The following is a 12,920-nucleotide window of genomic DNA, read 5'->3' on the forward strand; positions in this document are numbered from 1 at the left end:
TCGTCCTGGCAAGGCGATGGGTGCTACGGCGCTGGAGCAGCCCTGACGTGCGGATTCTAGGGATCGGGTTCAGCGTACGGCCGGGGCGGGGCGGACGCAGGAGTGCCTGCCCCGCCCCGGTCGCGGATCACTTCTCGGTGACGCCCGCCGAGTCGAAGGTCGCCACCTCGTGCATCGCCCGTGCGGTGCTCTGCACCAGCGGCAGGGCCAGCAGGGCGCCCGTGCCCTCGCCGAGGCGGAGGTCGAGGTCGACCAGGGGGCGCAGGCCCAGCTTGTTGAGGGCCGCCACATGGCCGGGCTCGGCGCTGCGGTGGCCCGCGATGCAGGCCGCGAGGACCTCCGGGGCGATGGCGCGGGCGACCAGGGCGGCCGCGCCGGCGCTGACGCCGTCCAGGATGACCGGGGTGCGCAGGGAGGCGCCGCCCAGCAGCAGGCCGACCATCGCCGCGTGCTCGAAACCGCCGATCGCGGCGAGCACGCCGATGGGGTCGGCCGGGTCCGGCTGGTGCAGTTCGATGGCGCGCCGCACGACCTCGGTCTTGCGGGCCAGCGTCTCGTCGTTGATGCCGGTGCCGCGGCCGGTGACCTCGGCGGGGTCGGTGCCCGTGAAGACGGAGATGAGCGCGGCGGACGCCGTGGTGTTGGCGATGCCCATCTCGCCCGTCAGCAGGGCCTTGTTGCCGGCCGCGACCAGGTCGCGGGCGGTCTCGATGCCGACCTCGATGGCCTGCTTGGCCTCCTCCCGGGACATGGCGGGGCCGGTGGTCATGTCGGACGTGCCGGCCCGGACCTTGCGGGGCAGCAGGCCGGGGGTGGCCGGGAGGTCGGCGGCCACGCCGACGTCCACCACGCACACCTCGGCGCCCACCTGTCCGGCGAAGGCGTTGCAGACCGCGCCGCCGCCGAGGAAGTTGGCCACCATCTGGGCGGTGACCTCCTGCGGCCACGGGGTGACCCCTTGCGCGTGCACCCCGTGGTCACCGGCGAAGATCGCGACGGCCGCGGGCTCCGGGATGGGCGGCGGGCACTGCCGCGACAGCCCGGACAGCTGCGCGGAGATGATCTCCAGCATGCCGAGCGCGCCGGCCGGCTTGGTCATGCGCTTCTGCCGCTCCCAGGCCTCGCCGAGCGCCTTCGCGTCCAGCGGGCGGATCTGGGCGACGGTCTCGGCGAGCAGGTCGTGCGGCTCCTCGCCGGGCAGGGCGCGGCGGCCGTACGTCTCCTCGTGCACGACCCACGACAGCGGGCGGCGCTTGGACCAGCCGGCCTGCATCAGCTCGGGCTCGTCCGGGAACTCGTCGACGTACCCGACGCACAGGTAGGCGATGACCTCCAGGTGCTCGGGCAGGCCGAGGGTGCGGACCATCTCGCGCTCGTCGAAGAAGCTGACCCAGCCGACGCCGAGTCCTTCGGCGCGGGCGGCGAGCCAGAGGTTCTCCACGGCGAGGGCGGCGGAGTACGGCGCCATCTGGGGCTGGGTGTGCCGGCCCAGGGTGTGCCGGCCGCCGCGGGTGGGGTCGGCGGTGACGACGATGTTCACCGGGGTGTCGAGGATGGCCTCGATCTTCAGTTCCTTGAACTGCTTCGCCCGGCCCTTGGGCAGCGACTTGGCGTAGGCCTCGCGCTGGCGCATGGCCAGTTCGTGCATCGCGCCGCGGGTCTCGGCGGAGCGGATGACGACGAAGTCCCAGGGCTGCGAGTGGCCCACGGAGGGCGCGGTGTGGGCGGCCTCCAGGACGCGGAGCAGCACCTCGTGCGGGATGGGGTCGCTGCGGAAGCCGTTGCGGATGTCGCGGCGCTCGCGCATCACCTTCAGCACGGCCTCGCGCTCGGCGTCCTCATAAGGGGGTGCGGCCGGCCCGGTGGGCTGTCCTACTTCTGCCACTGCGGCCGTGCTCTCTTCTTCCTGGTCGGCGGCCCTGGTGTCCAGGTCCTCCGCGCTCTGTACGGGATCGTGGTCGGCCTCCCGCGGGGCGGGAACCGGCGCGACGGCCTCGGGCGCGTGCTCCGGGGGGACGGTCAGCGCGTGCGGCGGGGTCGGCGCGAGGTGGGGGGTGGTGGGCACGGAGCCCTCCACCGGGACGAACTGACCGAGCGGCTGGCCGGGTTGCGGCTCCAGCGGGACGGCGGAGGGGAGGGGGGTGCCGGCCGGGGGCTCGGCGGGGGCGCCTTGGGCCGCCGGCGCGTCGGCCGACTGGATCTGGGGGCCGGCCGGGCCGAGGGTGGCGGGGTGGGGGGCGTCGGGCTGCTGTTCGGCGGACGGACCCGTGGGCGCTGCCGGGGCGTGCTCGGCCGCGGGCGGGGTGACGTTCTGCGCCGGGTCGGCCGCTGCGGTCGCGTGCGCGGCGGCGGTCGGCTGGGGAACGTCGGCGGGCTGCGGCCCGGCAGGCGTGGGGTGCGTCGGGTCCGGAACGGCGGCTGCGGCCACCTGCGATGCGTCCGGTACGGCGATGGCGTCGGCGGCGATCGGCTGCGCGGCCGGGGCCGACGGCTCGACGTGGGCGTCCGTGGGCCGGCCGGTCGGGTCCACGGGGTGCGGGAGCTGCTCGCCGGGCTCGGCCGACGGTACGGCTTCGGTGCCCTGGAGGGACTCGGGGGCGGCCTCGGCGACGGGGTCAGCCGCCTCAGCGACCGGCACGGCGGGCTCGGCAGCAGGGGCGGCTTCTGCCACGGCCGGGTCGGGGGTGGCGTCACCGGCAGGGGTGGCCTCGGCGGGGGCGACGCCCTGGGCCGCGTCGGCTGCTTCCGCGGCAGGGGCAGCGCTCTCGGAAAGGAGCGCGCCCTCCGCGGGGGCAGCACCTGCAGCCGGAACGGCTCCCGCAGCGGGGACGCTTCCCTCGCCCGTGACAGAGGCTTCCGCGGGGACAACGCCCGCGGCCGGAACGGCTCCGGCAGCAGGGGTCGCGGCGCTCTCGGCCGAGGGCGCCCCGTCCGCGGGGACAGCGCCCGCAGCCGGAACGGCTCCGGCAAGGGGGGCAGTTCCCTCCACCGGAACAGAGCCCTCAGTCAATGCCGTGCCCTCGGCCGGAACCGTTGCCCCGGCATGCGCAGTGTCTTCGGCCGGGACAGCTGACCCCGCAGGGACGGCGCCGTCGGCCGGAATCGCTCCCTCGGCACCAACGGCACCGTCAGCCGATACCAGGCCCTCCTCAGGCGCGGTGCCCTCGGTCGGAACCGTGCCCTCGGCAGGAGCGGCACCATGAGCCGGGGTCTCCGCGCCCCCCGCCTGTGCAGGAGCCGCCGCAGGAGCCGCGTCCTCGGCGCCGGACTCGGTTTCGGGTGCCTGTCCGGCATCCGGAAGGACACCGGCACCGGCGGTCTCAGGCATCTCACCGCCCGTACCCCCGGCGCCCGGAGTTGCGGCGGACACGGCGTCACCCGCACCCGCGCTCACGGCACCGTGGCCGCCGTCAGAGGCGTCACCGCCCCCCGCGTGGACGCCCGCCTCGTGTCCGCCCTCCGCAACGGGCACGTGCGCCGGGGTCTGCGCGCTGTGGGGGTCGTAGGCGGACTCGCCGTCCGGCCCGGTCTGGGCCGTCGCCTCCGTGGTGATGCGGGCCATGACGGCCTGGGCCGCGCCCATCGGCTCCAGGCCCGGCCCCGCCGCCGGAACAACCGTTTCGGCAGTCGGCACCCCGGCGCTCACCGGCGGCGCGCCCCACGGCGTCGCAGTCTGCGGCGACGGCTGCTGGGCGTCGAGGTACTCGGGCCCGGCGGACGTCGGCAGGCCCGGCTGGCGGACCGGCGCGCCCGCGGGGCCGCGGTCGGCGAGGGAGCGGACCGGGCTCGCGGAGGCGTCGGGGATCGGCGGCCCGAGGTGCAGCGGGCGGCGCGGGGTGACCGGCGGGATGGGCGCGGACGGCGGCTCCGGCAGCCGGACTCCGCCGAGGTCGACGGAGCCGCTGTCGCGGCCGTCCGTCTCGTGCGGGCCCGGCTCGTGCACGGTCTCGACGACCGGCTCGGGCGCGGGCGGGGCGACCTCGTTGCCCCACGGGCTCTGCGCGCCCGGCAGCAGCAACAGGTCTTCGTCCTCGGCGGTGGTCTCGGAGAGGTAGGTGTACGCGCCGTGCGCGGGGGCGCCCGGCTGCTCCACCATGCCTGCGTTCTCCGGCAGTCCCTCGCCCGGGACCTGGCCGGTGTCGGTCATGCGTACCCCTCGCCCATCGGTAAGTGCTTCTTGGACCAGCTCACCGGGGACGGCGCACCGACCGCCCCGCAGTGAAGAACGAGCGTGCGTGCCCAGCGGCACGAACGGCCCGTCCGTAAAAGGCGACAAAGCCATTGAGTGGCATTGTCGCGGCCGTTGCCCCGTCGCGACAGCTTGATCCGCGACGGTCCGCTGTGGACTGCGCCACGTTGCGCGTCCTCCGGTTCTGCCGTACCACACCCACCCCAAAACGGGCGCGTTTTCCGGACATTGACGAACGAAACGCCGGACCACCCGGTGCGGTACAACGGTCGGCCAGCCTACCGCGCGCGGTACGACTACAGGATCACCGGTACGGCTACAACAGGATCACTGGGGCGTGGGGAGAGTCACGGCGCGCGCTCCGGGAGCACGGCGCTGAGCAGGAACGCCACACTCCGCTCCTTCTCCGTCCAGGCCCGCGTGTCGAGTTCGACGGACTGCAGCAGGGCGCACTCGACGTCGTAGCCGTGTTCGGTCAGGTCGCGGCCGAGGAGTTCGGCCGCGTCGCGGGTGGCCGCGTGGGTGACGATGCGCTGCGGGCGCCGGTCGGCGACCGCGGAGACCACGGCCGCTCCCCCGCCGCCGACGCGTACGACGTCCGGTTCGGGGAGGTTCTCCAGGACGTGCGGGGCGGTGCCGTGGACGACCTGGAGCTGGACGCCGAAGCTCCGCGCGTTGGACTCGGTGCGGGCGCAGGCCCGCGGGTCGAGGTCGACGGCGATGACGGCGGCGCCGGCCCGGGCGGCCTCGGTGGCGAAGGCGCCGCTGCCGCAGCCGATGTCCCACACCAGGTCGCCGACGCGTGGGCCGAGGCGGGTGAGTTGGGCCGCGCGCAGCGGTTCCAGCTCGCCCTCGCCCATGAGACCGCCGTAGGACTCGGCGGGCAGGGTCCAGCCGCGGGGCGTGGCGGCCGGGTCGCGTCCGGCGAGCCAGCCGCCGCCCTCCACGGCGCCCGCCGGGCCGCCGATGACGATGACGACGTTGGGGTCGCGCCAGGTGTGGTCGGCGGCCTTGTCGGAGGTGACGACGGTGACCTGTTCGCGATCGGTGCCGAGTTCCTCGCAGATGACGAAGGTGCGGTGGACGCCTTCGAGGAGCAGGCCGAGTTCGGCGGGGCCGGCGCCGGGTGAGGTGAGGACGGCGACTTTGGTGTGGGCTCGGCACACATTCACCGCGCGTCGCAGGGTGCGACGGTGTGCAACGACCACTTGTGCGTCGTCCCAGGGCATGCCGGCACGGGCGAAGGCGGCGGCCACCGAGGAGACGGCGGGAACGACTTCGACCTCCAGGCCGAACTCGGGTGCGCGCAGGGTCCGTACGACGCCGAAGAAGCCCGGGTCGCCGTCCGCGAGGACGACCGCGGTGCCGCGGTGGCCCGCGATGCGGCGGGCGGCGAGGGCGACGCTGCCGAGGCGGATACGCTCGGCGCCGGCGGGCACCTCGGCCAGCGCCAGGTGGTGTGCGGCACCGGCCACCAGGGTGGCGGCGCCCAGGGCGGAGCGCGCCGCGGCGGTCAGCGGCGAGCCGTCCCAGCCGATCACCGTGACGCGGTCGGCCATAGTCGTCGGTCTCCTGGGGGTTCACGCAGGTCGGGCTCCGTGAGCGTACCTGGTGGCGCTCACGGGGGCGGTGGCGGCGTCCCCGCCCATGAGTTCAGTTCCAGTCGGTGTACGAGGTGAAACCGCCGGTGTCGGCCAGCTGTTCGCCGACTCCGGCGAGGTCCTCCGGCAGCAGGCTCCAGACGATGATGTCGGTGCGGACGTCGGTCCACTCCCCGTCGGCGCCCCGGGTGCGGGCTATCCAGGCGTTGCGCAGCACGCCCTCGCTGATGCAGCCGATCTTCTGGGCGACCTGCTGGGAGGCGGTGTTGTCGGCGGCGGTGCGCAGTTCGAGGCGTTCGAACTTCCGGTCCTGGAACAGCCACTGGGCGGTGGCGAGGGCCGCCTCGGTGGCGTAGCCCTCCCCGCGCGCCCAGGGGGCGATGACGTAGGCGATCTCGCTGGAGCGCACCCGCCAGTCGGTGTTGCGCAGGTGGACGATGCCGACGAGGCGCTGGGTGAGGAACTCGGTGACGGCGAAGACGATGCCGCGGCCCTCGGCGCGTTCGGCCGGGGCGAGTTCGGTGATCCACTCCCGGGCGTGGGCCTCGGTGTAGGGGTGGGGCACGGAGCTCCAGGCGACGACGAGTTCGTCGTTCATCATCTCGGTGAACGCCTCGACGTCGGGCTCTTCGAAGGGGCGCAGCACCAACCGCTCCGTGCTGATGGAGATGTCGGGGAAGGTGCCACTCATGCGCCGCTCCGTAACCTTCGGAAAACCTTCAGGGCCTGCGAACTGCCCAGCATGCAGCATGTGAGCACAGGATCGCACCACGGGGTCCACCCGCGGTGAGCGAGTGGACCCCGTGCGTGGCGATACGCCGTATACGTGCCGGCGGAAAGACCGTCAGAAGGACGGGACGACCGACCCCTGGTACTTGTCCTCGATGAACTTCCTGACCTCGGCGGAGGTGAGGAGCTTGGCGAGCTTCTTCACGCGCGGGTCGCTCTCGTTGCCCTTCTTCACGGCGAGGAAGTTGCCGTAGGGGTTGTTCTTCGCGGACTCCAGGACGAGGGCGTCCTGGGCCGGCTTGAGGCCGGTCTCGATGGCGTAGTTGCCGTTGACGACGGCGGCGTCCACGTCGTCCAGGGAGCGCGGGGTCTGGGCCGCCTCCAGCTCCTTGAACTTGAGGTTCTTGGGGTTGCCGGTGATGTCGGAGGGGGTCGCTTCGTTGCCCACGCCGGCCTTGAGGGTGATGAGCCCGTTCGCGGCGAGCAGCTTCAGGGCGCGTGCCTCGTTGACGGTGTCGTTCGGGACGGCGACGGTCGCGCCGCTCTTGAGGGCGTCGGCGCTCTTGACCTTGTGGGAGTAGAGGCCGAGCGGTTCCAGGTGCACCGTGACGACCGGCACGATGTGGGTGCCGTTCTTCTTGTTGAAGTCGTCGAGGTAGGGCTGGTTCTGGAAGTAGTTGGCGTCCACCGAGCCGTCCTCGGTCGCCGTGTTCGGCGTGACGTAGTCGGTGAACTCCTTGACATCCAGGTCGAGGCCCGCCTTCTTCGCCAGGTGGTCCTTGACGTAGTTCAGGATCTCGGCGTGCGGGGTGGGGCTCGCGGCGACGACGAGCGGTCCGCTGGTGTCGGAGGAGCCGGCGTCCGAGTCGGACGAACCGCAGGCGGTGAGCCCGAAGGTGAGGGCTCCGGCGGCGAGGACGGCGGTGGTGAGCTTGGCGGTGTTACGCACGAAAAGTGCCTTTCCTTCTGGGTGCAGCGACCCCGCGTTGGGTGTGCGGGGAGAACAGGGGGTGGGTCAGGCGGTCTTGCCGGTGGCCGCCCGGGCCTTCAGCAGCCGCAGCCTGGGCGCGGGACCGCTGTGGCCGCCGCGCCGGTGCAGGGAGCGGGCGGCGAAGTCGCCGGCGAACTGGATGAGCGAGATGACCACCGCGAGGATGGCCACGGTGATCCACATCAGCTCGGTCTCGAAGCGCTGGTAGCCGTAGCGGATGGCGATGTCGCCGAGTCCGCCGGCGCCGACCGTGCCGGCCATGGCGGAGTAGCCGATGAGGGCGACGACCGTGGTGGTGGTGCTGGAGATGAGCGAGGGCAGCGACTCCGGTACGAGGACCTTGCGGACGACGGTCCAGGTGTTGCCGCCCATCGCCTGCACGGCCTCCACGAGCCCGCCGTCCACCTCGCGGACGGCCGTCTCGACCAGCCGCGCGAAGAAGGGGATGGCGCCGATGGCGAGCGGCACGATGGCGGCCTCGCGGCCGATGGTCGTCCCGGTGACGGTCCGGGTGAAGCCCATCAGCGCGACCATCAGGATGATGAACGGCATGGAGCGGGCGACGTTCACGACCTGGCCGATGACCTTGTTGGCGACGACGTTCTGCAGCAGGCCGCCGCGGTCGGTCAGCACCAGCAGCACGCCGAGCGGGAGGCCGCCGACGACGGCGATGAGCGTGGACCAGCCGACCATGTAGAGGGTGTCCCAACACGCCTGGGACAGCAGGGGCTGCATCTCGGACCAGGTCACAGGGCACCTTCCTTCACCGGCTCGGCTTCTCCGACGACGTCGATCTGCAGGCCCTGCTCGCGCAGGAAACCGATCGGCACGACGTTGTCCTCGTAGCGGCCGGGCAGTTCGATGCGCATCCGGCCGACCTGGAGGCCGCCGACGGTGTCGATGGCGGCGCCGAGTATCGATATGTCGATGTTGTAGGTGCGGGAGAGCTGGGAGATGACCGGCTGGGTCGCGGCCTCGCCGTGGAAGGTGACGTCGACGACCGTGCGGTCCTCGCCGGTGGCCTCGCCGCCCAGTGGGAAGAGGGCGGCGGCGAGCTGGGAGCCGGGGGTGGCGAGCAGCTCGCTGACGGTCCCGGACTCGACGATGCGGCCCCTCTCCATGAGGGCGGCGGAGTCGCAGATCGACTTCACCACATCCATCTCGTGGGTGATGAGCAGGACGGTCAGGCCCAGCTGCCGGTTCAGGTCGCGCAGCAGCTGGAGGATCGAGCGGGTGGTCTCCGGGTCGAGGGCGCTGGTCGCCTCGTCGGAGAGCAGCACCTTGGGGTCGCCGGCCAGGGCGCGGGCGATGCCGACGCGCTGCTTCTGGCCGCCGGAGAGCTGGGCGGGGTAGGCGCCCGCCTTGTCGGCGAGCCCGACGAGGTCGAGCAGTTCGAGGGCCTTGCGCGAGCGTTCCCGGCCCGACGTGCCCAGGATCTCCAGCGGCAGCTCGACGTTGTCCTGGACGGTGCGGGAGGAGAGCAGGTTGAAGTGCTGGAAGACCATGCCGATGCGGCTGCGTGCCCGGCGCAGCTCGCGGCCGGCGCGGGGTCCGCGGCCGGCGAGCGCGGTGAGGTCCTGGCCGGCCACGGTCACCGTGCCGGCGGTGGGCCTCTCCAGCAGGTTGATGCAGCGGATCAGGGAGGACTTGCCGGCGCCGGACTGGCCGATGACGCCGTACACCTCGCCTTCGCGGACGTGCAGGTCGACGCCGTCGAGGGCGGTGACCGTGCGGCCGTGTGAGCGGCCGGCCCGATAGACCTTGGTCAGGCCCGATGTGGTGATCACTGGGGTTTCCGTCACTGTCGAGTACGTAGGGCGTGGGTGTGCCCGGGTACGGGAGAGGATGTGCGCGGGACTTCTCGGTCACGTACGGCGATCAGCGCGTACGGACATGCCGCGGCGGCTCGCTTCGGGGCGCGAGACTCGAAGGGTGGTGCGGGGGCCCTCTAGAAGGCGCACATTCGACACAGACAACGAGCACCGGGCGTCATGGTCGCCTCGGTCGCAAGGGTGCGGCAGCTCGTCGTGGTCATGGGATCAGTAAAACAGACGGACAGACGTGACCCTGCGCCGCTGTCCGCATACTGGACAGATGTGGTCAAGGCCACGGACCGCGCGGTGTGCGGCGGGGCCGACGGCGCCGGGGCTTTTGGGTCGTAATAGGGTCGCCGCATGCTTGATGCCCTGACGCTGGTGACCGGGGTCGCCGCGCTGCTGCTGGCCGCCTGGTGCGGGTGGGCGGCCTACCGTGACCAGCCGACGAAGGACTGGCACTTCATCGGCATGGCCGTGGTGTCGGTGCTGGCCGTGGTGCAGCTGATCGTCGGGATCGTGCTGCTGGCGCGGGGCGAGAAGCCGGAGCAGGGGACGACGATCTTCGTGGCGTATCTGCTGGGCGCGTTCGCCTGCGTCCCCGCGGCGGGGCTGATGTCGCTCGCGGAGCGGACGCGCTGGGGTTCGGTGACGGTCGCCGCCGGCGGTGTGGTGCTGGCCGTGCTGGAGGTGCGGCTCTATGACATCTGGGGAGGCTGAGGTGGCCGTGGCGGAGGACCGGGAGAAGCCTGCGAGGACACGGCTGATCAGCGGGCCCGGGATGCTGCTCGTGTGGTTCTACGGCGTGATGGTGGTCGGCGCGGTGTCGCGCTCCGTCTACCAGATCGCGACCGAGTTCGACCGGGCGCCGCTCGCCTACTCGCTGTCGGCCGTCGCGGGTGTCGTGTACGGCTTCATCACGTACTCGCTGGTGCGCGGCGGCGAGACGGCCCGCAGGGCGGCGCAGGTGTGCTGCGCCGCCGAACTCGCGGGCGTGTTGATCGTCGGCACGTGGACCGTGGTCGACCCCTCGGCCTTCCCGGACGCGACGGTGTGGTCGGACTACGGGATGGGGTACGTCTTCATCCCCGTCCTGCTGCCGCTGTCCGCGCTGTACTGGCTGCGCCGCAACCGCGCCGTCACGCCGTAGTGGCGTACGCCTCCGCCGGCTTCTCCAGGATGATCATCGGTACGCCGTCGTCGCCCTGGGAGGTGCCCACCGTCTGGTAGCCCACGCGGCGGTACAGGCGGAGGTTGCCCTCGCTGCGGTGGCCGGTGAACAGGCGGAACCTCTTGGCGCCGCGCTCCTCCGCGAGGGCCGACTCGGCCGCGCGCAGGAGCCGCGCGCCGATGCCGTGGCCCTGCAGGCGGGGGTGGACGCAGAGCTTGCCGATGGAGGCCGAGCCGTCCTCGGCGACGCGCCCGCGCACCGAGCCGACCACCTCCTCGCCGAGCCGCGCCACGAAGACGCAGTCGTCGGCGACCTCCTGGCGGACCGAGTCCAGGGACTGGACGAGCGGGTCGATGCGGTAGTTGCCGTACAGCGCCGCCTCACTCTGGAAGCACAGGTACTGGAGCCTGAAGATCTGCTCTGCATCCTGCTCGGTCGCCACCGAGATGGTCACGCTCATGCCCATGTGCGCACGCCTCCCGCTCACCTGATCGCCTGTCGTCCCCCACTCCTATCCCCGCACTTCGCGGGCCGCAACCTCCGGTGTGAGCAAACGACGCAGACATCCCAGGCATCTGGAACGTTCCGGACCCAGACTTCCCTGTGAGATACCCAACTCCCCCGCGATTTCCCGGTATGTCGGGTCTTCCGGGGAGAGCAGGGCCTCCAGCAGACGGGGGCAGCGCCCCGGCAGCCGGCCGATCGCCTCGCGCAGGTCCCGGCGGCGGGCGGCGGCGAGGGCCAGCCGGGCGGGGTCGGTGTCGTCGACGGGCTCGGCGGCGTACGGCCGTTCGAGCCGGGTCGTACGGCGGCTGCGGCGCGCCTCGGAGCGGACGGCCCGGCGCAGCCAGCCCGGCGGGTCCGCCGGGGGACCGTCGGTGTCGAGGCGTTCCAGCAGGCGCAGCCAGACCGCCTGTTCGAGGTCGGCGGGCTCGCTGCCGCAGGCCGGTGCCTCGGCCAGGGCCTCGGCGGTGAGCAGGGGGCGCAGGGCGGCGAGCAGGTGGTGCGTCATATGCGGCACGACGCGGGCCGCCCGGGCCGTGGTTGCCCGGGCGGCCGACTGTCACCCCAACCGGGGTGGGAGGCTCAGCCGTTGACGAAGTCGGCGCGGGCCAGCAGGCCGGTGTCCGCGTTGTCGGTGAAGACGCCGTCGATGCCGGTCGCGAAGTACCGCTTGAAGGCGCCGAAGGCGTCGCCGTAGGCGTCCGCGTCCGTGCCCTTGCGGTACTCCGCCGGGAGGAAGGGGTTCTCGTTGCGCATGGTGTACGGGTGCAGGATCAGGCCGACCTTGTGCGCGTCGGAGACCAGGGTGGTCTCCCGGTCGAGGCTGCCGTCCGCCTTCTTCGTGATGACCAGGTCGAGGGTGGGTCCGATGCCCTGGGCGTAGCCCGCGATCTCCCTCAGGCCCTTGGGGGTGACGAGGTCGGCGACGGTGCGCGGGTCGCCCGCCTCGACGAAGTCCCAGGGGCGGCTGCTCGCGCCGGAGAGCAGCACGACGAGGGGGTTGTCGACGAGCGTGTTGAGCTTCTGGATGCTGCTGGGCTCGAAGGACTGCAGGATGACCGGCGAGTTCCGCTTGTCCTTGCCGTACTTGTGCAGCAGCTTGGCCACCCGCTCCTCAAGGCCGAGGCCCAGCTTGCGGAAGTAGGTGGGGTGCTTGGTCTCGGGGTAGATCCAGACCTGCTTGCCCCGCTTGCGGGTCTGCTCGTCCTGCCACTTGAGGACCTCCTCGAACGTGGGGATCTCCCAGCGGCCGTTGTAGAGCGTGTTGTGCGGGCGGTTGGCCGGGATGCGCTCGATCGCGCGCAGCGTCTTGAGCTCGGCGAGCGTGAAGTCCTCGGTGAACCAACCGGTGGTGGAGACGCCGTCGAGGACCTTGGTGGTCCTGCGGTCGGCGAACTCGGGGTGGTCGGCGACATCGGTGGTGCCGCCGATCTCCGGCTCGTGCCGGCAGACCAGGTGGCCGTCCTTGGTGGGCACCAGGTCGCCCGCCTCGACGATGTCGGCGCCCATGTCGAGGGCCAGGTCGTAAGAGCCGAAGGTGTGCTCCGGCCGGTACCCGGAGGTGCCGCGGTGGCCGATGATCGTCGGCTTGGGCAGGCTCTTCAGCCCGCCGCCGCTGCCCCGGCCGCCTGCCTCGGCCGCTCTCGCCGTGCCCGACAGGCCGAAGACGGCTCCGCCCGCGCCGAGCACCGCCGCACCGAGGAGCGCCCGCCGCCCGGTCCCACCCGTCCTGTCGTTCTCCTGCGTTCCCATGAGCGCCTCCCGTCGACTCCTTCGATGCGGGCCGATCGTAGGTGCGTGGACATGACGTGAGGGAGGCGTGAACCGGAACGCGTGGGTGACTCGACATGTCATGAGGGGACGCGCGCCCGTCCGGGCGCGACGTGCGTCACATGGTTCCGGCCCGGTTACGGGCCGGAAA

Annotated in this window: 11 protein-coding genes; 2 read left to right on the forward strand and 9 right to left on the reverse strand. The window is 72.5% G+C overall.

Annotation, left to right across the window (positions count from 1 at the left end; translation table 11 throughout):
• Positions 1 to 127: 127 nt before the first annotated feature.
• The 6 genes from cobT to ACYF6T_RS25165 all read right to left on the reverse strand — a co-directional run bounded on the left by cobT (position 128) and on the right by ACYF6T_RS25165 (position 9,297).
• Positions 128 to 4,147 carry a nicotinate-nucleotide--dimethylbenzimidazole phosphoribosyltransferase gene (gene cobT, locus ACYF6T_RS25140; protein ID WP_461699139.1) on the reverse strand — a complete coding sequence of 1,340 codons (4,020 nt, stop codon included), beginning with the start codon at positions 4,145 to 4,147 and terminating at the stop codon, positions 128 to 130.
• 389 nt (positions 4,148 to 4,536) lie between these two features.
• A complete protein-coding gene (gene cbiE, locus ACYF6T_RS25145) occupies positions 4,537 to 5,748 on the reverse strand; it encodes a precorrin-6y C5,15-methyltransferase (decarboxylating) subunit CbiE (protein WP_461699140.1) in 1,212 nt (403 codons plus the stop codon).
• Between the two features lie 94 nt (positions 5,749 to 5,842).
• Complete coding sequence (locus ACYF6T_RS25150) at positions 5,843 to 6,481, reverse strand: GNAT family N-acetyltransferase (RefSeq protein WP_461699141.1); 639 nt, start codon at positions 6,479 to 6,481, stop codon at positions 5,843 to 5,845.
• Positions 6,482 to 6,634: 153 nt separating this feature from the next.
• Complete coding sequence (locus ACYF6T_RS25155) at positions 6,635 to 7,468, reverse strand: MetQ/NlpA family ABC transporter substrate-binding protein (protein WP_461699142.1); 834 nt, start codon at positions 7,466 to 7,468, stop codon at positions 6,635 to 6,637.
• A gap of 66 nt (positions 7,469 to 7,534) precedes the next feature.
• Positions 7,535 to 8,260 (reverse strand): methionine ABC transporter permease, encoded by a 726-nt coding sequence (locus ACYF6T_RS25160; RefSeq protein ID WP_461699144.1) that lies wholly within the window; start codon positions 8,258 to 8,260, stop codon positions 7,535 to 7,537.
• Positions 8,257 to 9,297, reverse strand: a complete 1,041-nt coding sequence (locus tag ACYF6T_RS25165; protein WP_461699146.1) for a methionine ABC transporter ATP-binding protein — start codon at positions 9,295 to 9,297, stop codon at positions 8,257 to 8,259. Before ACYF6T_RS25165 ends, ACYF6T_RS25160 begins: the two co-directional genes overlap by 4 nt.
• 387 nt (positions 9,298 to 9,684) lie before the next feature.
• On the opposite strand from ACYF6T_RS25165, the gene ACYF6T_RS25170 reads away from it, so the two are divergent.
• The gene (locus ACYF6T_RS25170) at positions 9,685 to 10,044 is read left to right on the forward strand and encodes a hypothetical protein (RefSeq protein ID WP_461699147.1); all 360 of its coding nucleotides are present in this window, start codon (positions 9,685 to 9,687) and stop codon (positions 10,042 to 10,044) included.
• Positions 10,025 to 10,474, forward strand: a complete 450-nt coding sequence (locus ACYF6T_RS25175; RefSeq protein ID WP_461699148.1) for a hypothetical protein — start codon at positions 10,025 to 10,027, stop codon at positions 10,472 to 10,474. Before ACYF6T_RS25170 ends, ACYF6T_RS25175 begins: the two co-directional genes overlap by 20 nt.
• Here the strand turns inward: ACYF6T_RS25175 and ACYF6T_RS25180 are convergent.
• The 3 genes from ACYF6T_RS25180 to ACYF6T_RS25190 all read right to left on the reverse strand — a co-directional run bounded on the left by ACYF6T_RS25180 (position 10,464) and on the right by ACYF6T_RS25190 (position 12,751).
• Positions 10,464 to 10,961: a GNAT family N-acetyltransferase gene (locus tag ACYF6T_RS25180; protein ID WP_461699150.1), complete on the reverse strand. Its 498-nt coding sequence runs from the start codon at positions 10,959 to 10,961 to the stop codon at positions 10,464 to 10,466. The two genes, ACYF6T_RS25175 and ACYF6T_RS25180, sit on opposite strands and share 11 nt — an antisense overlap.
• A gap of 45 nt (positions 10,962 to 11,006) precedes the next feature.
• Complete coding sequence (locus ACYF6T_RS25185; RefSeq protein ID WP_461699151.1) at positions 11,007 to 11,507, reverse strand: RNA polymerase sigma factor; 501 nt, start codon at positions 11,505 to 11,507, stop codon at positions 11,007 to 11,009.
• Positions 11,508 to 11,581: 74 nt separating this feature from the next.
• Positions 11,582 to 12,751: a glycerophosphodiester phosphodiesterase gene (locus ACYF6T_RS25190; protein ID WP_461699152.1), complete on the reverse strand. Its 1,170-nt coding sequence runs from the start codon at positions 12,749 to 12,751 to the stop codon at positions 11,582 to 11,584.
• Between the last annotated feature and the right edge of the window lie 169 nt (positions 12,752 to 12,920).

The sequence above is a fragment of the Streptomyces sp. 7R007 genome (assembly GCF_054850255.1).